This window comes from Streptomyces sp. BJ20, assembly GCF_022869105.1.
Lineage (GTDB): Bacteria > Actinomycetota > Actinomycetes > Streptomycetales > Streptomycetaceae > Streptomyces > Streptomyces griseoincarnatus.
Genome location: NZ_CP094918.1, coordinates 6,614,151 through 6,639,401, shown reverse-complemented (window position 1 = coordinate 6,639,401; position 25,251 = coordinate 6,614,151). Strand labels below are relative to the sequence as shown.

The 25,251-nt window shown below is 71.7% G+C and carries 13 protein-coding genes and 1 pseudogene; 7 read left to right on the top strand and 7 right to left on the bottom strand.

Annotated features, from left to right (window positions below):
• Positions 1–294 precede the first annotated feature (294 nt).
• From MTR79_RS29805 to MTR79_RS29795, 3 genes are all read left to right on the top strand, one after another.
• Positions 295–4,059 carry a LamG-like jellyroll fold domain-containing protein gene (locus tag MTR79_RS29805; protein WP_244792453.1) on the top strand — a complete coding sequence of 1,255 codons (3,765 nt, stop codon included), beginning with the start codon at positions 295–297 and terminating at the stop codon, positions 4,057–4,059.
• A 198-nt stretch (positions 4,060–4,257) separates the two neighbouring features.
• Complete coding sequence (locus tag MTR79_RS29800; RefSeq protein WP_244793326.1) at positions 4,258–10,683, top strand: RHS repeat-associated core domain-containing protein; 6,426 nt, start codon at positions 4,258–4,260, stop codon at positions 10,681–10,683.
• 109 nt (positions 10,684–10,792) lie between these two features.
• Complete coding sequence (locus MTR79_RS29795; protein WP_189366772.1) at positions 10,793–11,197, top strand: hypothetical protein; 405 nt, start codon at positions 10,793–10,795, stop codon at positions 11,195–11,197.
• A gap of 172 nt (positions 11,198–11,369) precedes the next feature.
• Here the strand turns inward: MTR79_RS29795 and MTR79_RS29790 are convergent, their stop codons facing one another.
• Positions 11,370–12,194, bottom strand: a complete 825-nt coding sequence (locus tag MTR79_RS29790; protein WP_189366771.1) for an IS5 family transposase — start codon at positions 12,192–12,194, stop codon at positions 11,370–11,372.
• A gap of 416 nt (positions 12,195–12,610) precedes the next feature.
• Positions 12,611–12,955: a hypothetical protein gene (locus MTR79_RS29785; protein ID WP_189366770.1), complete on the bottom strand. Its 345-nt coding sequence runs from the start codon at positions 12,953–12,955 to the stop codon at positions 12,611–12,613.
• Between the two features lie 284 nt (positions 12,956–13,239).
• On the opposite strand from MTR79_RS29785, the pseudogene MTR79_RS29780 reads away from it, so the two are divergent.
• Positions 13,240–14,071: pseudogene (locus MTR79_RS29780) on the top strand (IS5 family transposase).
• A 143-nt stretch (positions 14,072–14,214) separates the two neighbouring features.
• Here MTR79_RS29780 and MTR79_RS29775 read toward each other — a convergent pair.
• From MTR79_RS29775 to MTR79_RS29760, 4 genes are read right to left on the bottom strand one after another with little or no spacing between them, the layout of a single operon-like run.
• Complete coding sequence (locus MTR79_RS29775; RefSeq protein WP_189366769.1) at positions 14,215–15,219, bottom strand: DNA-3-methyladenine glycosylase 2 family protein; 1,005 nt, start codon at positions 15,217–15,219, stop codon at positions 14,215–14,217.
• A 49-nt stretch (positions 15,220–15,268) separates the two neighbouring features.
• On the bottom strand, positions 15,269–16,576 hold the full coding sequence (locus MTR79_RS29770) for a coenzyme F420-0:L-glutamate ligase (protein ID WP_244792451.1): 1,308 nt from the start codon (positions 16,574–16,576) through the stop codon (positions 15,269–15,271).
• Positions 16,573–17,532 (bottom strand): 2-phospho-L-lactate transferase, encoded by a 960-nt coding sequence (gene cofD, locus MTR79_RS29765; protein ID WP_086703211.1) that lies wholly within the window; start codon positions 17,530–17,532, stop codon positions 16,573–16,575. The genes MTR79_RS29770 and cofD overlap by 4 nt, the downstream gene beginning before the upstream one ends.
• A gap of 41 nt (positions 17,533–17,573) precedes the next feature.
• Positions 17,574–18,107, bottom strand: coding sequence for a cysteine dioxygenase family protein (locus tag MTR79_RS29760; RefSeq protein WP_086703212.1), 534 nt, complete (start codon positions 18,105–18,107; stop codon positions 17,574–17,576).
• Between the two features lie 722 nt (positions 18,108–18,829).
• Here MTR79_RS29760 and MTR79_RS29755 point away from each other — a divergent pair.
• The 3 genes from MTR79_RS29755 to MTR79_RS29745 all read left to right on the top strand — a co-directional run bounded on the left by MTR79_RS29755 (position 18,830) and on the right by MTR79_RS29745 (position 24,587).
• Positions 18,830–19,093: a WhiB family transcriptional regulator gene (locus MTR79_RS29755; RefSeq protein ID WP_006134669.1), complete on the top strand. Its 264-nt coding sequence runs from the start codon at positions 18,830–18,832 to the stop codon at positions 19,091–19,093.
• A gap of 278 nt (positions 19,094–19,371) precedes the next feature.
• A complete protein-coding gene (locus tag MTR79_RS29750; RefSeq protein WP_189366766.1) occupies positions 19,372–23,016 on the top strand; it encodes a glycosyltransferase in 3,645 nt (1,214 codons plus the stop codon).
• A complete protein-coding gene (locus tag MTR79_RS29745) occupies positions 23,013–24,587 on the top strand; it encodes a DUF5719 family protein (protein WP_189366765.1) in 1,575 nt (524 codons plus the stop codon). Before MTR79_RS29750 ends, MTR79_RS29745 begins: the two co-directional genes overlap by 4 nt.
• Before the next feature lie 72 nt (positions 24,588–24,659).
• Here the strand turns inward: MTR79_RS29745 and MTR79_RS29740 are convergent, their stop codons facing one another.
• Complete coding sequence (locus MTR79_RS29740) at positions 24,660–25,040, bottom strand: metallopeptidase family protein (protein WP_086703218.1); 381 nt, start codon at positions 25,038–25,040, stop codon at positions 24,660–24,662.
• Positions 25,041–25,251: the final 211 nt, after the last annotated feature.

Below are 25,251 nucleotides of genomic sequence, written 5' to 3'. Positions count from 1 at the left end.
CGCATTCCGGGTTCGAGAAGCGCCCGTTGAGCCGACGCACCCGCATCATCTCGTTGGCAGCCGCCGCGTGACCCGGGCAGCCCGACCCGAAGCTGACGGATCATCGCCTGGCGCCTCCTGTTCCGCTTGACCGCCGCTTCTTGATCACACTTTCATCACGAGTTACTCCTGTCACGCTTCCATCCACCCGCCGATGACAACGATTCGCGCAAGTGACCGAATTCGATTCATGGGGTGGGAATGAGACGGACACAATCCGTCGATCGCGCAAGAAGCAGACCGACGCATCGCTTCATGGCGGTGGCGACGGCGACGGCCGTCCTGGCGGCGTTGCCCGCGGTGGGGGCGCTGCCTGCCGCCGCGGCCGAGCAGAGCCCGCGCCTGTCCGAGGGGGCGCGGGCTCTCGCCGCAGCGAAGGAGTCCGGCAAGCGGGTGGAGGTGACCGGAGAGCGGACGGAACGCACCACCGTCCACGCCAACCCGGACGGTCTCACCTTCACGCTGGAGGAGTCGGCCGTCCCGGTGCGCGTGGCCGGGCCGGACGGCGGCTGGCGAACGCCGGACGCGACGCTGGAGAGACGTGCGGACGGCACGGTCGGCCCCAGGGCGTCCGCCGCGGAGATGGCGTTCTCCGGCGGTGGTGACAAGGCCCCGCTGGTGTCGATCGCCGACAAGGGCCGCATGCTTGCCCTGGACTGGCCGGGCCGGCTGCCCGAGCCGCGGCTCGAGGGGGCGAGCGCCCTGTACCGTGACGTGCTGCCGGACGTCGACCTGCGGGTGACCGCGACGGTGGAGGGCTTCCAGCACGTGCTGGTGGTCAAGACCCCGGAGGGGGCCGCGCGCCCCGAGTTGAAGGAGCTGACCTTCGGGCTGCGCACTGCCGGCGGGCTCACCGTCCGCAAGAACGCGCGCGGTGCGCTCGCCGCTCTCGACGCGACCGGAAAGACCGTCTTCCGCGCGCCCACCGCGCAGATGTGGAACTCGGCCGGCAAGGCCGCCCAGGAACGGCGCCTCGAGGCCGGCGTGACACCCACCCGCCCCCAGCCCACCCCGGCCGTGAAGACGCCGGTGAACGAGGCCGACATCCCCAGGGCTCGGCCCACGCCGGCCGGACCGCCCGTCCCGTCCCAGGGCTCCGCGAAGGTGACCGCGCCGTCCTCCGCCGCTCCCGTGAAGGCCGCCGAGGCCCCCTCCTCCGCCACCGGCCTGGAGCCGGGCCAGGGCGACGAGGTCGCTCGCATGGGCGTGAAGGTGACGAAGAGCGCGCTCTCTGTCGTTCCGGACGCCTCGCTGCTGGCGCGTACGCCCGCCGCCGCGTTCCCCGTCTACATCGACCCCACCGTCACCTGGGGCGAGTCCGAACGCACCCTGCTGCGCAGCGACGGCTACGAGTCGTACGGCTGGGGCAACGGCGACGACGGCCTGGGCAAGGGCGTCGGCAAGTGCGGTACCTGGAACGGCTACTACTGCGGCCCGGGCTACGTGCAGCGCCTGTACTTCGAGTTCTCGCCCGCGAGTCTGAAGGGCAAGCACGTCCTCGACGCCACCTTCCGCGTCACCGAGCCGTGGGCCTTCCAGTGCTCCCCGCGCTGGGTCGACCTGGTCCGCACGAACAACATCTCCTCCTCCACCACGTGGTCCACGCGCCCCAAGGAACTGGACTGGATGGGTGACCGGCACGTCTCCGCAGGACGCGGATCGCTGTGCGACCCGGACTCACCGGACGCTCCGATCGAGTTCAACGACAACCCGGAGGAGACGAACGAGAACCTCACGCCGACCGTCCGGGACTTCGCGGCCGGCAAATTCTCCCGGCTCACCCTGCAGATTCGCGCCCACGACGAGACCGACACCTCCGCCTGGAAGCGGTTCAAGAACGACGCCGTTCTCGCCGTCGACTTCGTCGGGCTGCCCGAGAAGCCGTCGTCGATCGGTCTGGTGACCGGCTCCGGCACCACCTGCTCCACGACGGAGTCCAATCCCTCGATCGTCTCCGACCCGACCCCGGCGCTGACCGCCACCGCCCAGACCAAGTCCGGCGGGGAGAACGGCGCCCAGCTCCGTGTGGCGTTCGACATCGACCACAAGAACACCGACGGCACCTGGGGCGACACCACGGCCGGCGCCGGTGACGTGCGGCCCTCCACCGGCTACATCGGTGACAACGCCAAGGTGACGATGTCGTGGTCGAGTCTGACCGAGGGCAAGCTCTACCGCTACCGCGCCTGGGTCCGCTCGTACTACAACAATGGCGGCAGCTACCTGTCCGGTCCTTCCAACGGCTCGACGACCGGCTGGTGTTACTTCAAGGTCGACCCGACCGCCCCCAAGGCGCCCGTGATCACCTTCGGTACCCCGTACACCGAGTGCACGACCAACGCGTGCGCGGCCAAGGGCGGTCCCGGGGTCAAGGGCACCTGGACCTTCAAGCCGGCCACCGGGGACACCACCAACGTCTCCTACCAGTACAACCTGTCCTCGACGTCGACGTTCCCGACCGCGACCGGCTCCGCCCCGACCGTGACCATCACGCCCGAGCGTTCCGGCACCTACACGCTGTGGGTACGGGCCAAGGACAACGTCGGCCGGTACGGCGCGTGGAACGCCGTCGACTTCCTCGTCGCGGCCGGCGCCGGGTCTGTCGCCAGGTATCACTTCGACGAGGCGAGTGGAGTCGCCGTCGACTCCGCCACCACAGGCACCACCCGCCACCCGGCGACCCTGGCAGCCGGTGCCGTACGGGACGACCGCGGCCGCCGCGGCCTGATCACGCACGACGCCGCCGGTCAGCCGCTGGCCACCCAGGTCACCGACAAGGGCCTGCGCCTGGACGGCTCCACCGGCTGGGCGTCCACGTCCGGCCCCGTCCTGGAGACCCGCTCGTCATACACGGTCTCCGCCTGGGCCTGGGTCGACCCGGCGTCGTCCAAGACGGAGACGATCCTGAGCCACACGCCCAGCACCGCGAGCCCGTGGGCGAAGAAGTACAGCCCGTTCATCGTCTCCTACAAGGGCGGCGCCTGGAGCCTGCGTGTCTTCTCCACCGAGGGCACCTTCTCCCGTGACGCCAGCGCGCCGGCCTCGCCCAAGGGCACCTGGACCCATGTCGCCGGTGTGCACGACGCGACCGCCAAGAAGGTCCACCTCTACATCAACGGCACGCTGCAGGCGTCCGTCGACGCCGGTACGCCATGGTCGGCCGACGGCAACCTGGAGATCGGCCGCGTCATGTACGGGGACACCTACGTGGACCAGTTCCAGGGCTCCATCGACGAGGTCGCCGTCTGGCAGCGCGCGCTGACCGCCAAGGAGATCGCCGACGAGGCACGGACGCTCATCTCGGCCGGGTACTCGGGCCTGGAGCTGGTCGCCGACTGGCGGGCCGCCGACGGCAGCGGCACCACGGTCGCGGACACGACGTCCGGCTACGGCAAGACCCTGACGCTGAGCGGCGGCGCCTCCGTGGTCGACGGGGAGATCGTGCTGGACGGCGTCGACGACGGCGCCATGTCGCCGGTCAACACCGCCGTGGTCGACGGCACCGGCGCGTTCACCCTGACGACCACGGTGTCCCTGGACGGCGCGAAGCTGGCCTCGAAGCCGGTCGGCTACGCGGGCAGGGTGCTGGGCCAGCGCACCAGCGGCAGCGGGTCGTACGGCTTCTGGTACGAGGTGACCGGCAAGGAGACCGTCCTCGACGAGGAAACCCTCGAAGAGCGCACCGTCCCGGTCGGCAAGTGGCACTTCGGGGCCCGCAACGCCGACGGCACGTACACGTCCGTGGTGTCCGACGAGGTCGCCGCCCTCGACAGCCCCGTACGGCTGACCGGCGTCTTCGACCCGCTGTCCGCCACCATGCGCCTCTATCTCGGCCACAACCAGAACGGCGACGACACCGAGTACACCGCGCCGATCGGGCTGTCGTACGAGGTGTCCGCAGGCCGCGCCTGGAACGGCTCCGCCTGGTTCGAGCACCTGCCGGCCCGTATCGGCGAGGTCCGCCTCTTCTCGGGCGCCGTCGCCGGACCGGAACAGATCGCCTCCCACATCGGGGACTGACGCCCCGCTCACGTAGGGGCCGCGGTCGGCACCGGCCGCGGCCCCTACCTCCCACGCACGGCCGGTCCCCGTCGGGGACCGGTTCTTTCAACCACTCAGGTGAGAAGGGCAGACATGTCCTTGGACAAGATCGAAGCCAGATCCCGGCTCGCGGTGACAGCCGCCGCCGACGGCGTCCGGCGGCGCGGGAAACGCTCCATGGCCACAGTGCTGTCACTGGCACTTACCGTTCCGACGCTGCTGTTCATCCCCACCGCGCAGGCTGGGGAGAACGGCGGCCTCGGCCGCCCGAAGCTGCCCGACAGCCGGGCGGACAAGGTCCGGGAGGTGACCGGACTCGGCGCGAAGAAGGCCCGTGACCAGGTATCACGCGACAAGAAGGCCAACCGGGAGCAGGCCGCCAGGGCCCTGCGCGAGCAGCGCCGCGCCGCCTGGCCGAAGCAGGGCTCCGCGACCGTCCGGCTGACCGGGAACGTCAAGGCGGCCGCCACGGGCACGCTGGGCGGACTGCCCCTCACCGTCCGGCCCGCCACAGGCAAGGACGGCCTGCCGGGCGCCACGGACGTCCGTTTCACGGTGCTCGGCGCCGACGCGGCCGAGGCCGCCGGGGTCAACGGCGTGCTGTTCACCGGTACCGCCGACACCGCGGGCCGCGCCCGGGTCACCGTCGGCTACCAGGGCCTGGCCGGCGCGATGGGCGGCGGCTGGGCGTCCCGGCTGCGCCTGGTCGAGCTGCCGTCCTGCGCGCTGACCACCCCCGAGAAGCCCGCGTGCCGCAAGCAGACCCCGCTTCCGTCGGCCAACGACACCACGGCGCTGAACGTGACCGCCTCCCTCGCCCTCCCCGAGGACGGCGGCCTGGCCCCGCAGCTCACCACCGCCGGCTCGTCGACAGCGGGCGTCTACGCCCTGTCCGCGGCCGGTGCAGGCGAGGGCGAGGCGCCCAACGGCAGTGGCGACTACTCGGCCACCCCGCTCGCCCCTTCGGCGTCCTGGGAGGCTGGGGGCAGCTCTGGCTCGTTCACCTGGAAGCACGACCTCACGCCGCCGCCGGCGGCCGCCGGCCCGACGCCGGCGCTGTCACTGGCGTACGACTCCGGCAGCATCGACGGGCGCAGCGCCACGACGAACAACCAGAGCACGTCGGTGGGCGAGGGGTTCTCCTTCACCGAGTCCTACGTCGAGCGCACCTACGGCGACTGCGACGAGGACGGCCACGACGGCATCCACGACAAGTGCTGGAAGTACGACAACGCCAGGCTGGTCCTCAACGGCAAGGCGTCGCTGCTGGTCAAGGACGGCACGTCCGGTGAGTGGCGGCTCGCGAACGACGACGCCTCCCAGGTGACCCGCTCGACCGGTGCCGACAACGGCGACGACAACGGCGAGTACTGGACCGTCGTCACCGGTGACGGCACCAAGTACGTCTTCGGCCTCGAAAAGCTGGACGGCGCCACCACCCAGCGCACCAACTCCGCGTGGACCGTCCCCGTCTTCGGCGACGACTCCGGTGAGCCCGGCTACTCCGGCGGCACCAGTTTCTCGGGACGCTCGCTGACGCAGGCGTGGCGCTGGAACCTCGACTACGTCGAGGACGTCCACGGGAACGCCGCCACGTACTGGTACGCCGAGGAGAAGAACTTCTACCGCAAGAACAAGGCTTCCACCGCCAACGCCGAGTACACGCGCGGCGGTTACCTCAAGGAGATCAAGTACGGTCTCCGCAAGGGCGCCCTGTTCACCGACGACGCCGACGCCAAGGTCGCCTTCGGCTACGCCGAGCGGTGCACCGCCGCGGACTGCTCGTCGCTGACCGAGTCGACCGCGCACAACTGGCCGGACGTGCCGTTCGACGCGATCTGCTCCCGAGGCGAGAGCGACACCGACTGCCTGGCCGTCGGCCCGTCGTTCTTCTCCCGCAAGCGGCTCACCACCATCGACACGTTCTCCTGGGACGCCGCCTCGGCCGCCTTCGACCCGGTGGACTCCTGGGCCCTCACCCAGAAGTACCTCGACGGCGGCGACATCGGCGACTCCTCCGACCACACGCTCGCCCTGATGTCGCTCAAGCGGACCGCGAAGGCCGGTACGGCGATCGAGATGGACCCGATCTCGTTCACCTACCACATGCGCCCCAACCGGGTGGACGGCACGGACGACATCCTGCCGCTGACCCGGCCGCGCATCTCGACGATCACGTCGGAGACCGGCGCCATCACCACCGTCACACTGTCGGGTTCCGAGTGCGTCCGCAGCGAGGTCATGGGCGCCGCCGAGGACACCAACACCCGCAGCTGCTACCCGCTGTACTGGAACATCAACGGCGCCGCCGACGCGTCCGTCGACTGGTTCCACAAGTACCGGGTCCTCGCCGTCACCGAGACGGACCCCACGGGCCAGAACGAGGCCGTCGAGCACGCGTACGGCTACAGAGGCGCTGCCTGGCACTACAACGACGACCCGTTCGTCCCCAAGGCCGAGCGGACCTGGTCCGACTGGCGCGGCTACCGCGAGGTCACCGAGTACAAGGGCGCCCTCGGCACCACCCGCTCCAAAACCGTGTCGCTGTACATGCAGGGCATGCACGGCGACAAGAAGAAGGACGGCACCACCAAGTCCGTCACCGTCGCCCCCCTGGCCTCCCCCTCGCTCGGCCTCGCCGGCCTCACGGACAGCGACCAGTATTCCGGTCACCTGCGCCAGAAGGTCACCTACGACGGCGCGACGGCGATATCCGCCGAGTCCAGCGAGCCGTGGTCGTCCGAGACCGCCCGGCAGAACGTGCCGGGCGCCGGCGACCACGTCGCCCGGTTCGTGCGCACCCAGAGGGAGACGACGCACACCTATCTGACGGTGCCGCGGACCTGGCGGTCCCGCACGGTCGAGACCAAGTACGACAGCTACGGCATGGTCTACCAGTCCGAGGACCTGGGCGACGACGCCAAGAGCGGCGACGAGACCTGCACCCGGACCTGGTACGCGCGAAACGACTCGGCCGGTCTGTCCGAGCTGGTCTCCCGGAAGCGTGTGGTCGGCAGGCTCTGCTCGGTCACGGATTCCGGTTTGTCGCTGCCGACGACCGCGGGCACCCGCGGCGACGTCCTCTCGGACACCGCCACCGCGTACGACGACGCCACCTGGTCGACGTCCATGACGCCGACGAAGGGGCTGGTGACGTGGGCCGGCCGGGCGAAGGCCTACAGCGGCACGACGCCGAGCTGGCAGACGGTCGAGACCAGCGGGTACGACGCGCTCGGCCGCGTCACCAGCACCACTGACGCAGCCACCCGCACGACGACGACCGAGTACACGCCGCTGACGGCGGGCCCGCTCACCAAGAAGGTCGTGACCAACCCGAAGGGCCACAAGGTCACCACCTTCCTGGACCCGCGGCGTGGCCTCGACCTGCGCGTCTACGACCCGAACCTGAAGAAGACGGAACTCGCCTACGACGCCCTCGGCCGGCTCACCGACGTCTGGGAGCCCAACCGCAACCGGGGCGCCGGAGACGCCCCGAACCAGAAGTTCGGCTACGGGCTGAGCGCGACCAAGCCCTCCTGGCTGTCGACCTCCACCCTGAAAGCTGACGGCACCACGTACAACACCACCTACACGCTCCACGACGCCCTGCTGCGCCCGCTCCAGGTGCAGGCGCCCAGTCCCGAAGGCGGGCGGGTGCTCACCGACACCCGCTACGACTCCCGCGGCCTGGCCTACGAGAAGCACGAGGAGATCTTCGACCCCGCGAAGGCACCGACCTCCACGTACGCGCGCGCCGAGTACGGCGAGGCGCCGAAGCAGACGATGACCGTCTTCGACGGAGCCGAGCGCCTGACGAGCGCCAAGCTGCTGGTGTACGGCGTGGAGAAGTGGACGACCACGACGACGTACACCGGTGACTCCACGGCGACCAGCGCCCAACAGGGCGGCACCGCCGTCCGCGTCGTCACCGACGCCCGGGGCCGCGACGTCGAGCGGCGCGAGTACGCCGGTGCGAGCCCCGAGGACAGCGCGTTCGGCGGCGGCGTCGGCAGTTCGTTCAGCACCGTGCGGTTCGAGTACACGCTGGACGACAGGCAGCGCACCGTCACCGGTCCGGACGGCGCGGTCTGGACGTACGGCTACGACCTGTTCGGCCGGGAGACCAGCGTCAGCGACCCCGACAAGGGAACGTCGAGGACCTACTACGACGCCCTCGACCAGGTCGTCAAGAGCACCGATGCGCGCGGTCGCAGCCTGCTCACCGCGTACGACGAGCTCGGCCGGCCCACCGCCACCTGGGACGGCGTCCAGGACGACGCCCACCTGCTGACGGAACGCACCTACGACACGGTGCTCAAGGGCCTGCCCGGCAGCAGCACCCGCTACGTGGGCGGTCGCGCCGGAAAGGCGTACACCAAGACGATCACCGGTTACGACAACCTCGCCCGGGCGACGGCCACCAAACTCACCCTGCCGGCCACTGATCCACTGGTGGCGGCCGGTGCCCCGGCCACCGTCGAGTTCACCAGCCACTACCGTCTCGACGGCACGCTGGGCAGCAACGCGGAGCCCGCACTGGGCGGCCTGCCGTCCGAGGTGATCAGCTACGGTTACACCCCGCTCGGCCAGGTCACCTCGATCGCCGGCGCCACCGGTTACCTGCTGGACGCCGACTACTCGGCCAGGGGCCGCGTCGAGCAGTACGCGCTCGGCACGGCGAACACCGAGTCGGCGAAGAAGGTGTACGTCACCAACCGGTACGAGGAGGGCACCGGTCGCCTGATCCGCAGCCATGTCACGGACCAGACACACCCGTACATGCTGATGGACCTCAACTACACCTTCGACGACGCCGGCAACGTCACGGCCATCTCCGACCCGACCACCCTGGGCGGCTCGAGCGCGGCCGAGACCCAGTGCTTCCGGTACGACGGCAGCCGCCGTCTCACCAGCGCCTGGACCCCGTCGTCGCAGAACTGCGCCGACACCCGCAGCGCGACCAGCCTGTCGGGCCCGGCCCCGTACTGGACGGACTTCGCGTACAACGCGGCCGGCCAGCGCACCGCCGAGACTCAGCACAAGGCGGCCGGCGACACCACGACCACCTACTGCTACAAGGAGGGCCGCCCGCACCTGCTCTCGGGCACCAGCAAGACCGCGAACTGCACCACGCCCGAGACTCCGTACGGCTACGACCCGTCCGGCAACACGACCGCGCGCCCCGGCCCGTCCGCGGCGCAGAGCCTGTCCTGGTCCACCGAGGGCAAGCTCGAACGGCTCACGGAGAGCGGCAAGAGCACCGACTACGTCTACGACGCCGACGGCCGGCTCCTCATCCGCTCCGCCGAGAACGGCGAACGGGTCCTCTACACCGGCAACACGGAACTGCACCTGCGCGCCGACGGCACCACCTGGGCGCAGCGGTTCTATTCGTCCGGCAGCCTGAAGATCGCAGTCCGGAGCAACGAGTCCGGGAGCAACAAGCTCTCGTACCTCGTCGGTGATCATCAGGGCACGCAGAGCCTGGCGGTGGCCGCGGACGCCGCGCAGACGTTCACGAAGCGCCGCACGACGCCGTTCGGCGCTGAACGCGGCGCGGCGACGGGCGGCACATGGCCGGACGACAAGGGGTTCCTCGGCAAGACGAACGACAGGACGACTGGTCTGACGCATGTCGACGCACGTGAGTACGACCCCTCAATCGGCCAGTTCATCAGCGCGGACCCCAGACTCAGCACCGACCAGGCGCAGTCCCTGAACGGATACGCCTACGCCAACAACAACCCGACCACCTTCGCCGACCCGACCGGTGAGAAGGTCCCCGAGTGCGACGAGCCGCAGAAGTACGGCATCACCTGCCGGGGCGGCATCCCCGTTCCCAGCGGCGACAAGGGCAAGGGAGACAGCGGTAAGGGCAACGGCGGCGGTGGCGGTGGCGGCGGCGGTGGCGGTACGGCCACCGGTGGCACCGTGTACGGGCCTCCGGCTCCCGCTCCCTCCTGCGGCACACCGCCCCTGCTGACCTGTCCGCCCGTGCTCGGGCCGGTGGCGCAGCCGCTCCTGATGGGGCCCGACCCCGCGCCGATCCTCTCGTTCTCCGCCGACTGCGGAATCATGGACATCCGCAATTACCTGTGCAACGCAGGTAACGGATTCGTCACCTCGGGGTCGTACCTCCACGAGGGCTTCAACCAGTCGAACGAGATCGTCCGCAAGTCCGCCAAGAACATGCGCAGCCATTCGAACCCCACGACGCGGAGCAACGCGGCCAAGACGCTTCGCTCACTCCAGACCAATCAGGGGATGAAACGTCTGGTGGAGATCGGGCGCAACCCGGCTGTGCAGAAGCTGGGCAAGGCCAATCTGGTGACCGGCGTCGCGTTCACCTACTGGTCGAACTACGAGAACACGGACAACGTCGCGTTGGCGGCCACCGAGACCGCCGTCGACACGGCCGTCGTGATCGGCGCCACCAAAGCCGGTGCCACACTCGGCGCCGCCATCGGTACCGCCATCGCACCAGGTGTCGGAACCGTGGTCGGCGCGGCCATCGGCGGCGCCGCCGGAGCGGTCGGAGGCATTCTCGCCACCGGTCCGGTGAACAACGCCATCTCCAAGGGGTGGAAGAAACTCTTCGGCTGATCGGTCACTGAAGTAACCGCCGGGTCGGCTGAGCGGCGCGACGTACGCTCGTAGCCGGCCCGGCGCCCCTCCCGGCCCTGCCGGGCCCCCGCTTGCGGAAGGAAGAAGCGTGTACTACGTCATCGCCGCGTTCCTCGGCATCGCCCTCGTCTTCATGACGTGGAAGGCGATACGGCTGTGGAGACATCCCGAGGTGATCGACGACTTCTCGACCGCCTTCGCCTTCCTCCCCTTCGGCAAGGATGTGCGCAGGGGCGAGGTGCGGTCCGTTCTGCTCACCGTGATCACGCTGTGGAGTGCGGCGGTCCTCTTCGTCAGCGGGCTCACGCTGGCCGAGGACGAGATCTCCACGGCCGGTGCGTACGTCATCGCGGGCGCGGTGGTGGTCATCCTGCTCTGTCTGCTGTGCGAGGCGAGTGTGATCCTCTTCAACCGCCCCAAGTTCGTCGTCCCGCCCCACATGCGCGCAGACCTCGGCGTCATCGCCACCCGGCGGGCCCGCCGCAAGAGGTGAGACGGCACACCCCCGTAGGCCCGGGCCCAGCACTTTTACGACCCGTTGTGACTGATCACGCCTCGTCGTCGACGGGTTCATTCGAGGTGGCCGTCGTCCGTGAAGGCGGTGTTGGCCGGCGGGCCGCGCCGTAAGTGAGCGTTTGGTTCGCTGGTGTCCGTTTGATTCAGGGTTAGGTGTCGCGCCAGTTGGTAGTGCTTTCCTGGGTGACTCGGCGGCTCATGAGGTCGATGGCGGCGACGCGGATCATGGCGGCTGATCGGTGTGGGTGGGTTTCGTAGTCGCGGGCCAGGCGGCGGTGGTGCATGAGCCAGCCGAGGGTTCGTTCGATGACCCAGCGGCGCGGTTGGACGGTGAAGGTGTGGCTGCCGGGGGTGCGGTGGACGACTTCGAGGTCGATGCCGCGGGTGGCGGCGTGTTCGACGGCGGCGTTCTTGTATCCGGAGCCGGCCCAGGCTTTGGTGACGCGGGGGTGGCGGGCGGCGATCTGGTCCAGGAGGTGGGTGCCGGCGGTGGAGTCGTGGACGGCCGCGGAGGTGACCAGGACAGTGAGGAGTAGGCCGAGAGTGTCGGTGACGATGTGTCGTTTGCGACCGGCGATCTTCTTGGCGGCGTCGTAGCCCTGGTCGGCGAGGTGGACGTTGGCGGAGGTCTTGACCGACTGCGAGTCGAGTACGCAGGCGCTGGGGTGGGCGTCGCGCCCCTCGTGTTCTCGGACGAGCCGGCGGAGGAGGCCGGTGAGCTGGTCGAAGATGCCGTCGGTCTCCCATTTGGCGAAGTATCCGTAGACGGTCTGGTGAGGTGGGAAGTCGTGCGGGAGGTAGCGCCAGGGGATGCCGGTGCGGTCGACGTAGAGGATGGCGTCCATGAGGTCGCGCAGGTCGTGGGTGGGGCGGCGGATGCCGGCTCGGGCGTCCCGCCAGGCTTGGAGGGTGGGGCGGATGAGTTCCCATCGCGCGTCGGACAGGTCGCTGGGGTAGCGGCGCCTGGGCTGCATATTGCCGGAGTACGGGACCGTGGCCGGCGCAGGGAGAGTGTGCGGGTTGCCGGTGGAAGCATCGGGGCAAGCCGGGGCACTGCTAAATGAGACGGTGCATTGCTGGGCGAAAACATGCGCCGTTCAGACTCCCCAACTGGGCCATTGAGGACTTATCCCCGTATACGGGGTCGTCGTACAGCGACCACGCCGGGGCGCAATCTGCCAAGAACTACCGCGAAAGCGAACCAAACGCTCACTAAGAGCGTCTGATCACTGTTCAGGCTGTTGTGGCGGTCATGTCCGTTTCGATTCGCCAGGTTGGCGCGGATTCTCCCGTCAGTTCGCGGGCCATTTTGTTAGCCATCGCCCAGTGGATCATTGCCGCTGATGCAGCACCGGGCGCACTCCGGCGTGCCAGGCCTATCCCGCCCCTGTTACCAGGGGTCCAGTGCTCGGCGCGGCTGGTTCACAGTGGAGTAGTCGATCCCATGCCGCAGGATCAGGTGCTCAACCCCAGGCTGTCGGACGCGGCCAGATGACTTGCCCGTTGACCGTGACGGAAATGCCGGCCTACGCGCGGCGCGCGAGTTCCTCAGAGTGGGCACGTGCCGGGTGACGTACGGCTGGCCGCTGAAGTCGACGGTAACCGTGTGCCGCAGCACGTCGTCGTCGGCGTCGTGAAAGATCTGCTCGATCTCCAGGCACACCCGGTCGGCGGAGATCCCGAAGTCGCGGGCCTCCTGCTCGCTCACCTGCCGGGCCCGGCTGCCGGTGACCATCCGCACCGTCCCGGCCGGTGCGCCCGGCGGCAGCTCGACAGCACCCAGCGGCGCGGCTGCGACGTTGCCGGACCGGCGTCTGCGCTTCGGCGGGCCCGGGCCGAACGCGCTCAGAGGGCCGACTGCGAGACAGCAGTCGGGCAGCCGCCGGTCGTGCAGCGCATGGCGTGAATGCGAAGGTCGGCCGCATTGTCAGTGGTGCCCTCTACGATCCAACCCAGTTGTAGTCCGAGTGAGTTAAAGGTCCTAACAGAAGTCGGCTGATGGTGTGACTGTCGGCTCAGATGCTCGTTGCTCTGTTCGTGGGGAAGAGGAACTCTCGTCCGTGGATCGTGTCGGACGAACTGTGGTCGCTGATTGAGCCGTTGTTGCCGGGGCCGGGTGCGAAGTTGGTCGCGGGGCGGCCGAGGGTTCCTGACCGGCAGGCTCTGTGCGGGATCCTGTTCGTCCTGCACACCGGCATCCAGTGGGAGTACCTGCCCCAGGAGCTCGGCTTCGGCTCCGGCATGACGTGCTGGCGTCGGCTGGCGGCCTGGAACGAGGCCGGCGTGTGGGACCGAATCCATGTCGTCCCGCTGCAGAAGCTGCGGGCGGCGAAGCAGCTCGACTGGTGCCGGGCGGTGATCGACTCCAGCCATGTGCGGGCCGCTCGGCGGGGCCCAAAAGCGGACCCAGCCCGGTCGACCGCGCACGTCCGGGCAGCGAGCACCACGTCCTCGTCGATGGCCAAGGCATCCCGCTCGCGGTGTCGCTGACAGGCGGAAACCGGAACGACGTCACGCAGCTGCTGCCTCTTCTCGCCAAGGTCCCGTCCGTCGCGGGCCCGGACGGCCACGGCGGCGGCCCGATGTGGTGCTCGGCGACCGCGGCTACGACCACGACAAGTACCGCCGGCTCGTGTGGGGCCTGGGCATCAAACCGGTGATCGCCCGCCGCGGCGTCCCGCACGGTTCAGGGCTCGGAGTGCACCGGTGGGTCGTCGAGCGCTCCATCGCCTGGCTGCACGGCTTCCGGCGCCTACGCGTCCGCTGGGAAAGACGCGACGACATCCACGAAGCCTTCCTCGGCCTCGCCACCTGCCTCATCACCCACCGACACGTCCAACGCCTTTGTTAGGACCTCTTAGGGCGGCACGGGTGGGCGCGGCGGCACCCTGTCGGCGCCAGGTGCGCCGACACCCCCCGGCCCACACCAACGCCGGGGTGAGGAGAAAGAAGGGGGTGCCGCAGCACACGTACGGTGCCGCACCGCACCGCGGGCTAGAGCCGCCCGATGTCCCCGTGCGGCATACGGGGCGCCCGCCGCGCAGGCGTCCTCCCGCTCAGCAGGATGAGCCGTGCGGCACGATGCCGCTGCCCCGCATACGGCTCCAGCAACGACAGCATCACGGAGTCGTCCGCGTCCCGGTCCCCCGCCAACGCCCACCCCACGATCCCCGGCAGATGCAGATCCCCCACGGTCACCGCATCCACCGCCCCATGACTCCGCTGCACCGTCTCCGCCGACGTCCACGGCCCGATCCCGGACACCAGCTCCAGCCGCGCCCGCGCCTCCTCGGGAGACATACGGGCCGCCTCCTCCAGCCGCGCGGCGACCCGTACCGCGCGCAGCACGGTCGACGCCCGCTTGTCGTCGACACCGGCGCGGTGCCACTCCCAGGAGGGGATCAGCGCCCAGGTGCGCGGCGCCGGCATCACCGCCATCCGCTCGGGCGCGGGCCCGGGCGCGGGTTCGCCGAACTTGCGGACCAGCAGCCGCCACGCCCGGTACGCCTCCCCGGTCGTGACCTTCTGCTCCAGGATCGACGGGATCAGGGATTCGAGGACCAGGCCGGTGCGCAGCAGCCGCAGGCCCGGCAGGCGGTGGTGGGTGAACGCCAGCAGCCGGTGCCGGGGCACGAAGGCGGACGGGTCGTCGGCGGCGCCGAGCAGTTCGGGGAGCCGGTCCAGGAGCCAGTCGGCGCCCGGGCCCCACGCCTGGCCGCGGACCGTGTCGTCGTGCCGGGTCACGCGGAGGGTGCCGGGACCCACGGGTGTGAGGCTGGTGCGCCACGCGGCGCCGTCCGGGGTCGTGCGGAACGTCGGGTCGCCGGTGCCGCGGCGCAGCGGGCCGAGGACCAGGCCCAGGTCCAGGGGCCCGTTCGGTACCCAGGTCCGGGTCCGGGGCGAGGCCGGCGCGCCGCGGGGGCCTCGTGGCGACGGCATCGCGACATGGCCGCCGCGCACGGTGGTCCGTGTGGGGCGGGGAGCGAAGCGTCCGGCCACGAGAGTCCCTGGGGTGAGAGTGAAAGCTCCTACGAGGGTAGGGCCTCGCTCACCGCACCTCGATGAAACGGGCGGCGTCCCGCTCGGGACGGGGGCGCGGCTCCTGAGCCGGGTGGCCCACCGCGACCGCGCCCATCGGGTCCCAGTCGGCCGGCAGGTCCAGCACCTCGCGGACCACGTCACGGCAGAACATCGTCGACGACACCCATGCCGAGCCGAGCCGCTCGCCCGCGAGGGCCACCAGGAGGTTCTGCACGCCGGCGCCCGTGGCGACGACGAACATCTCCCGCTCCGCGCCGTCCCTGCGGGCGTCCCCGTAGTGGTGCGAGCCGTCCATCACCAGGCAGGGCACGACCAGGTACGGGGCGTTGCGCAGGACGTCGCCGCGGCGGATCCGCTTGGCGACGGACTCCTCGGACTTGCCGTCCCGGCGCAGGTCCGCGATCCAGGCGTCGCGCATCGCGTCGAGGAGCCGGGTGCGGGTCTCGGGTGATTCGAGGAGGACGAAGCGCCAGGGGGTGGTGTGGTGGGGCGCGGGGGCCGTCACGGCGGCGGCCACCGCGCGGCGGACCGCAGCGGGGTCGACCGGCTCGTCCGTGAAGGACCGCACCGTACGGCGCTGGGCCACCGCCTCGCGGACCGCCTCGGACGTGCCGAGGCGGAACATGTCGTCGCGTGCGGCGCGGACCAGGGCACGGGCGCCCTCGGTGGCGTCGGGGGACGTGGTGTGCGGCAGGCCGCGGACCACCGCCACGGGGAGGCCCGCGGCCTTGCCCTTGACCAGGTCGCCCGCGGCGGCCAGCTCGTCGGCGGTGGCGACGACCGTGGCGGCGAGCGGGTTGCCGTGCGCGTCGGTGCCGCCGCGCAGGTCGTCCAGCACGCGCACGCCCGCCGCGCCGATCGCCACGTCGGTCAGGCCGGCGCGCCAGGGGCGGCCGAAGGTGTCGGTGACGATCACGCCGACCTCGACGCCGAGCGCGTCGCGGAGCCCCTGGCGGATCGTGCGCGCGGAGGCGTCCGGGTCCTCGGGGAGCAGCAGGACCGTGCCCGGTGCCGTGTTGGAGGCGTCGACGCCGGCGGCGGCCATGACCAGGCCCTGCCGGTTCTCGACGATGCGCAGGGGGCCGCGCCGGGCCACCACCCGTACGGTCTCCGCGTCGATCGCGGCCTCCCGGTCGGCCGCCTCGACGATCCGGCCCTCCGCCTTGGAGACGATCTTCGAGGTGACCAGGAGGACGTCGCCGTCGGCGAGGTCGGGTGCGGCGGCCGCGATCAGCTTGGCCAGGTCGTCGCCGGGACGGACCTCGGGCAGGCCCGGGAGGGCCCAGACCCGGTAGGAGGGGTGCGCCTCGCTCATGCCGTACGGACCTCCTCGGCCAGGGTCAGCGCCTCGCCGGCCATCCGGGCGGCCGCGTCCACGTCGGTCATCATCAGCGGCACGGCCCGGCAGCGGATGCCCGCCGCCTCGACCCGCTCCACGCTCGCCGCGTCCACGGTGTCCACCAGCCAGCCGTCCAGCAGCCCGGAGCCGTAGTGCTCGGCGACCGCGGCCGCCGTGGACTCCACGCCGACGGCGGCGAGCACCTTGTCGGCCATGCCGCGCACCGGCGCGTCCCCCACGATCGGGGAGAGGCCGACCACCGGCACGCCCGCGTCGGCGATGGCCTCGCGGATGCCGGGCACCGCGAGGATCGTGCCGACGGACACCACCGGGTTGGACGGCGGGAAGAGGATGACGTCGGCCTCGCCGATCGCCTCCAGCACACCCGGGGCGGGCTTGGCCTGCTCCGCGCCGACCGGCACGACCGCCTGGGCGGGCACCGAAGCCCGCAGCCGCACCCAGTACTCCTGGAAATGGATCGCCTTGCGCTCGCCGTCCAGTTCGACCGCCACGTGCGTCTCCACGCGGTCGTCGGTCATGGGGATCAGGCGCACCCCGGGCTGCCAGCGGTCGCACAGCGCCTCGGTCACCGCGCTCAGCGGGAAGCCCGCGCCGAGCATCTGGGTGCGCACGATGTGCGTGGCGAAGTCGCGGTCACCGAGCCCGAACCAGTCCGGGCCGACGCCGTAGGCCGCGAGCTCCTCCTTGAGGTGGAAGGTCTCGTCGCTCCGCCCCCAGCCCTGCTCCTCGTTGATACCGCCGCCGAGCGTGTACATCACCGTGTCGAGGTCCGGGCAGACCTTCAGCCCGAAGAGGTGGATGTCGTCGCCGGTGTTGCCGATGACCGTGACGTCCGCGTCCGGCGCGGCCTGCTTCAGACCGCGCAGGAAACGGGCACCGCCGATGCCGCCTGCCAGAACCACAATGCGCATGGGGCCATCCTCGCAGGCCGCCACGACATCGCGTCAGCCAGTCACCGGACCGTTGCCCGGCGTGCCTCGCAGTGCGGGGCGGCGGGGGAGGCGGCGGCCGGACGGAGCCGGGACGCGGGGCGCATCGGCATCTCGGTCAGGCCCGGGTGGTAGACGTGCAGGCTGACCGCGGGTTCCAGGGTGTCGTTGACGACGTCGTGCGCGTAGCCGGGCGCGAAGACCCGCTGGTCCCCGGCGGTCAGTACGCGCGTGCCGCGGTCGGTGCGCTCGGTCAGCGCGCCGTCCAGGACGGTGAGCACGCCGGAGGAGCGGCCGTGGTCGTGCGGTCCGCTGCCCTGGCCGGGCACCCAGGACAGCAGCCACACCTCGTAGCCGGGGCCGGTGCGCAGCCGGTGGTACCAGCGGGTGGTGGCGTCGTAGCGCACGAGGGGTTCCCACTGGGCGCGGTCGGCGGCGACGGCGCGGGCCAGGCCGGCGAACTCGGCCACGGTGGAGGGGTGTTCACGCTCGGGCTGGAGCAGGTGCGGGACTTCGAGGATGTCGCCGGCGATCTGGAGGTCGCTGTCGCTGTTCATGGGATACGGAGGTCCTCGGCGCGATGAGGCGGGGCGATGGGGGTGTCGCCGCGTGGGGCCCGGGTCGCGGGCGGGCGGCGGGGTTCGCTCCGGTGGGAGCGGATTCAACTGGAGGAGGCCGGGTCGTCGAGGGACGCGGCGACGGCGGGAGCGCGGTGGCTCAACAGCCGGTACGGCGACAGCTACAGCGAGCGCGGGCAGCACCGAGGAACCCGGCGGAGCGGGTCGAGGTGAGTGCCGGATTCGCGAGCATGCCCACAAGGAGAGCGGTTCACACCACCGAAGTCAACTCGACGCCCGGTATGTGGGATCGGGTTCACCTCATCCGGTCTATCTGGCAGGTGAAAGGTTTGCTCAGTCGGTTGCCGGGACACAAGGTGCGCACGGCCGGGCGCCCCGCGCGCCGTTGCGATCTCGTGATCCGACTGTGATCCGGATCGCCGCGGCGAGGGGTGTCGGAACGGGATCGATCCTCTGGGCGTCCTCCCTCATGAGGCTCTGTGCGGGGCCGGACTCCCTCGGGGTCTCGTCTGTGTGTCAAGGTTTAGGGTGATTTGAACACTTTCCGCTCGGCCTTGGTTCCGCAGAGTGAATAAGGGGCCCAATAGCAGATCTCGGCTTGACTCGCCCGGAGCAGCACACTTGTAATTTCACTCGTGTCGTTCAGCCGGAATCGGTAACGGCCACATCACGGGGACGCGAAAGACGGACGAGGGGCGCACATGACCGAGCTGGTGCAGCAACTGCTGGTCGACGACGCGGACGAGGAACTCGGCTGGCAGGAGCGCGCGCTGTGCGCCCAGACCGACCCCGAGTCCTTCTTTCCCGAGAAGGGCGGCTCCACCCGGGAGGCCAAGAAGGTCTGCCTCGCCTGCGAGGTCCGCTCCGAGTGCCTCGAGTACGCCCTCGCGCACGACGAACGCTTCGGCATCTGGGGCGGTCTGTCCGAGCGGGAGCGCCGCCGCCTCAAGAAGGCCGCCGTCTGACGCGCGGCTCCCCCGGCGCCGCCTGGCGCACTCCCGCTTTGCGCACGCTTTCTCGTACAAACGTCACTTAAGGCCCGTCGCCGGTGGGTTGTCCACAGGCGGCGGGCCCCCTTGTTGTGCAGCCGATAGTGTGGTCGCTCGTCCGAGACGCCCCGCCGCCCCCATCGGGCACGGGCGTCCCCACAGTCCACCGAACCGGGGCCCGTACCTCGATGTCCGTGCACAGCCACACGGCAGCCCGTCAGGATTCCGCTGCCGCACCTGAGTTCCCGCGTCACGTGGTGACCGCGGTCCTCGTCTCCCACGACGGCGCCCGCTGGCTGCCGGAGGCGCTGGCCGGCCTGCTCGGCCAGGAGCGCCCCGTCCAGTCCGTCATGGCCGCCGACACCGGCAGCGCCGACGACTCCGCCCGGCTGGTCGCCGAGGCCCTCGGCGACGACCGCGTCCTGCACCTCGCCCGGCGCACCGGCTTCGGCCAGGCCGTCGAGGAATGTCACCGCGGCGCCGCGCACCTCACCCCCGACGACCTGCCGTACCTGAAGCGGCCGAGCAGCTGGGACCCGGTCACCCGCAGCTGGCGCGACGACGCCTACGACCTGCCCGAACTGCCGTACGGCGAACCGGTCGAGTGGCTGTGGCTGCTGCACGACGACTGCGCGCCCGAGCCCGACGCGCTGGCGGAGATGCTGCGCGTCGTGGAGAACGAGTACGAGCTCGGCCGCGAGGACGTGGCCGTCGTCGGCCCCAAGCTCCGCGGCTGGTACGACCGCAGGCAGCTGCTCGAGGTCGGCGTCTCCATCGCCAACTCCGGCCGCCGCTGGACGGGCCTGGACCGCCGCGAGCAGGACCAGGGCCAGCACGACCACGTACGGCCCGTGCTGAGCGTGTCCACCGCGGGCATGCTCGTCCGCCGCGACCTCTTCGAGCAGCTCGGCGGCTTCGACCGGCACCTGCCCCTCATGCGTGACGACGTCGACCTGTGCTGGCGGCTCAACGCCGCCGGCTACCGGGTCCTCGTCGCGCCCGAGGCGGTCGTCCGGCACGCCGAGGCGGCCTCCCGCGAGCGCCGCACCGTCGACTGCGTGGGCCGCACCGCCGCCTCCCCGCACAAGGTGGACAAGGCCGGCGCCGTCCACACCCTCCTCGTCAACGCCCGCACCGCCGCCCTGCCCTGGGTGCTGCTCCGGGTCGTCCTCGGCACGCTGCTGCGCACCCTCGCCTACCTGGTCGGCAAGGCCCCCGGCCAGGCCGTCGACGAGATCCGCGGCCTCATGGGCGTCCTGCTGCGCCCCGAGCGCATCCTCGCCGGACGCCGCGACCGCGGCAGCCCCCAGGTCGACAAGGGCGAGCTGCGCCCGCTGTTCCCGCCGCCCGGCGCGACCGTCCGCGTCACCGTGGAGCAGGTCGCGGGCAACCTCGTCGGCCGCTCCGACCCCGAGGCCGCCTCCGGCGCCGGACGGCACGGCAGCGCGATCGAGTCCGGACCCGGCGGCGACGACGCCGACTTCCTCGAGATCGAGCAGTTCGCCCGCCTCAAGCGCATCGCCCGCCGACCGGGGCCGGTCCTCTTCCTGACGCTGCTGCTGGTCTCGCTGGTGGCGTGCCGTCAGCTCCTCGGCGGCGGCGCACTGGCCGGCGGCGCCCTGCTGCCCGTGCCCGCCGCAGCGGGCGACCTCTGGGCCCGCTACACCGACGCCTGGCACGCGGTCGGGGCCGGCGGCACCGGCACCGCGCCGCCCTACCTGGCGATCGTCGCGGCGCTGGCGACCCTGCTGCTCGGCTCCACCGGCCTCGCCGTCACCGTGATGCTCGTCTGCTCGGTACCGCTGGCGGGCTTCACCGCGTACTTCGCCTCCCGCCCGCTCGTCGAGTCCCGGCTGCTGCGCGCCTGGGCGGCCGTCGCCTACGCCTTCCTGCCCGCCGTGACCGGCGCCCTGGCCTCGGGACACATCGGCACGGCCGTGCTCGCCGTGCTGCTGCCCCTCCTCGCCCGCGCCGGCATCGCCGCGAGCGGCCTCACCGCCCCCGACGGCCGCGGCAGCTGGCGTGCCACCTGGGCGTACGCGCTGCTGCTCACCCTCACCACGGCCTTCACCCCGATCGTGTGGCCGATGGCGCTGGTCCTCGGCATCGGCGTGCTGGCCCTGCGCAGGGCCGACCTCAAGACCTACGCCCCCCGCTTCCTGGCGCAGTTCGGCAGCCCCCTGCTGGTCCTCGCCCCCTGGTCGCTGTCCCTGCTGCCGTTCGGCTTCTTCCAGGAGGCCGGACTGCCGTTCGGCGCGTCGGCCGCGTCCGCGCCCGACCTGCTCGGCGTGAGCCCCGGCGGGCCCGGCACCGGCGGCGGGCTGCTGCTGATCGGCCTGGTCCTCGCCGCGCTGGCCGCCCTGCTGCGCGCCGAGCGTCGCACGGCGATCCTCACCGCGTGGACGGCCGCCCTGGTGGGCCTCGTCTTCGCCGCCCTGTCCAACGGCTCCGCCTGGGCGGGCCCCGCCACCCTCGTCTACGGCATCGCCCTGCTGGCCGCCGGCACGCTGGGCGCGGACGGCGCCCGCTCGCGCGTCGCCGAGCAGAGCTTCGGCTGGCGCCAGCCGGTCGCCGCGCTGATCGCCCTGGCCTGCGCCGTCGGCCCGCTGGTGCTCGCCGTCGGCTGGATGGTCCGCGGCGCCGACGGTCCCGTCGAGAGGCGGGACCCGGTGCAGGTGCCGGCCTTCGTCGCCGAGGAGAGCGCCACCCGCGACCAGGCCCGCACCCTGGTCCTCCACACCGACTCAGCCGACCGCGTCGACTACGTCCTGGTGCGCGGCTCCGGGGCCCGTATGGGTGACGCGGAGATCGCCGCCCAGGACGGCGAGAACGAACTGCTCGACAAGGTCGTCGCCAACCTCGTCGCCGGCTCCGGCGCCGACCAGGCCGACCAGCTCGGCGGCTTCGCCGTCCGCTACGTCCTGGTGCACCAGGGCGCCCCGCGCGAGGTCACCCGGGTGCTGGACGCCACACCCGGCCTGAGCCGGCTCAGCCAGCAGGCGGGCGGCGCGCTGTGGAGGGTGGACCGGCAGGTGGCCCGCGCGGCCGTCGTGCCCGCCGAGGGCGAGGGCGAGCCGGAGCCCGTGGCCGCGGGCCCGGTCGAGATCCACACCGACATCGAGGACGGCGCGGAGGGCCGCGTCCTGCGCCTGGCCGACTCCGCCGCGGAGGGCTGGACCGCCACCCTCGACGGCAAGGCGCTCACCCCGACCACGGTCGACGGCTGGGCCCAGGGCTTCGAACTGCCCGCGTCCGGCGGGCGCCTGGACGTCACCTACGACGAGCCGTTCACCCACACCCTGTGGATGTGGGCGCAGGGTCTGCTCGCCGTGGTCCTCGTGGTCATGGCGCTGCCCGGCCGCAGCCGTGACGTCGACGACGACCTGCCCGAGGAGGAGCCCGTCCCCGCCGAGGCCGTGGCCGGCGAGGGCCGCCGCGCCCGCCGCCTGCGCGCCCAGGCCGAGGCGGAGGCCGCCGCCGCGGCGGCCGACGGGCCGGACGACGGCGCTCCGGAAGGGCCGGGCGAGCCCCGCCCCGAACCGGAGGCCGACATGCCCGCCCCGCCGGAGCACCCGCCGGCGTCCGTCCCGCACCAGGCCGACTACGGCGACTGGGACCAGAGCCAGTACCAGAACGCGGGCTACGACGAGAACGCCTACGCGGCCACGCCCTACCAGCAGCAGTACCCGGCGGACGGCTACGGCGGACAGCAGTACCCGGCGGAGGGCTACCCGCAGCAGGACGGCGCGTACGACCCGTACGGCTACGGCGCCCCGCAGCAGGGCTACGACCAGACGTACCCGCAGGGATACGACGGGACGACGTATCCGCAGGGCTACGACACCCCGTACGACCCCCACGGCACGGGCAACGAGCGTCCTGACGGGAGCCAGCAGTGAACCGCACCACCCTGTCCCTGATCGCCGGCGCCACCGCGCTCGCGGCCGTCACCGGCTTCGCCGCGGTCTCGGCGCCCGACCCCGAGGCCGCCGGACAGCGGACCGGGGCGGCGGCCACCCTGCCCGTGGAGCGCACCGGCCTGCTGTGCCCGCGGCCCAGCACCTCCGACCTGGCCGAGACGACGTACACCTCGTTCACCCCGGTCACGGAGGGCGCGGACGACAAGGGCACGGCCGTGCTCCGGTCGGCCGCGCAGCAGTCGGCCCCGGACGAGGGAGAGGACGCCGAGGGCGAGGACGAGAAGGACGGCGAGACGACCGAGAAGGGTGAGGAGACCGAGAAGGGCGACAAGGACGCCGCGAAGGACGACAAGGCCGACCGGCCCGTCCTCCAGCTCGAGGAGCCCGGCAAGCCGGTGACCGCAGAGGCCGACGGCGCCGACGCTCCCGCCCTGGTCGGCACCGCCGACGGCCGCTTCGCGTCCGGCTGGACCGCGCAGCAGACCACGGAGGTCGCCGCGGGCACCGGCCGCGGTCTCCAGGGCGTCGCCTGCTCCGCCGCCGACACGCAGTTCTGGTTCCCCGGCGCCAGCACGGACGACAGCCGCACCGACTACATCCACCTGACCAACCCGGACGACTCCGCGGCCGTGGTCGACATCGAGCTGTACGGCAAGGACGGTGAGCTGGAGACGACGGTGGGGGAGGGCATCACGGTCAGGCCCCGCTCCGCGGAGCCGGTGCTGCTGTCCACGCTCACCGCCGAGAAGCAGACCGACGTCACCGTGCACGTGGTGGTGCGCAGCGGCCGGGTGGGCGCCGCCGTGCAGGCCCTGGACGACGAGACGGGCGGCGACTGGCTGCCCGCGTCGGCCGACCCGTCGGGCCGTCTGGTCCTGCCCGGCATCCCGAAGGACGCCAAGGCCGTGCGCCTGGTCGCGTTCACGCCCGGGGACGCCGACGTCGACCTGAAGGTGCGGCTCGCCGCCCCGTCCGGTCTGATCACCCCGGCCGGCAACGAGACGCTGCACCTCAAGGGCGGCATGACCGCGGCCTTCGACCTGGGTGAGCTCACCCGCGGCGAGGCGGGTTCCCTCGTGCTGACGGCGCCGGACGGCTCGGTGCCGGTCGTTGCGGCCGTGCGGGTGCTGCGCGGCGAGGAGGGCAAGCAGGAGTCGGCGTTCATCCCGGCCGCGCGCCTGATCGAGACCCGGGCGACGGCGCTGGACAACACCGCCGAGGGCACCACCCTGTCGGTCACCGCGCCCGAGGGTGGAGCCGAGATCAAGGTGACGGCCTCCGCGGGCACCAAGGGCGGCACGCCGCAGACGAAGACGTACAGCATCAAGTCGGGGACGACGCAGGACATCGAGGCGCCGGTGCCCGCGGGGCTGAAGGGCAGCTACGCGCTGACGGTCGAGACGCGGTCCGGCGGTCCCGTATACGCCTCGCGCACCCTGGCCTCGACGGAGGGCGGTGTCCCGTACTTCACGGTGCAGCCGCTCCCGGACGACCGGGGCATGGTGGCGGTGCCGGACGCGTCCGAGGACCTGTCCGTCCTCCAGCGGTAGCGGTCCTCCGGCGGTAGCCGTCCTCCAGCGGTAGCCGTCCTCCGGCGGCAGCCGTACGAAGCCCCCGGTACGTCAGTCCTCGCCGTACCGGGGGTCGACCGTTTCGGGGGTGAGTCCCAGCAGGTCGGCGACCTGTTCGACGACGACCTCGTGGACCAGCGCCGCCCGCTCGTCGCGCCCCTTGGAGCGGATCTCGACCGGCCGCCGGTAGATCACCACGCGCGCGGGGCGGCCGTCGCGTGCCGTCACCGTCCCGCCCAGCGGGACCGTCTCGTCCCAGCCGGGTCCGGCCGCGCCGTCCAGCTGAGGGACGTCGTGCACCAGGAAATCGATGTCGGCGAGCTGCGGCCAGCGCCGCTCCAGCCGCTCCACCGAGTCCTGCACCAGATCCGCGAACGTCTCCGCGCGGCTGGCGGCCAGCGGCACCTGGGGCGGTGCGATCGGGCCGCGCATGCCCCGGCCGTGGCGGTCACGGCGTCGGGGTCCGGGGGCTGCGGAGCGAGAAGTCACGGGGCTGTCCATCACTGCGAAGGGTAGTCGTCGTGCCGCCGCGCCGCCCCACGCCCACGCGCGTTCCGGCCGACCCGCGCGCCATGTCACAACCTGACCATTCCAGCCAAGGTTGGGCTCGATTCCGTATCTCTCCTGGACCGATCACCTCAAG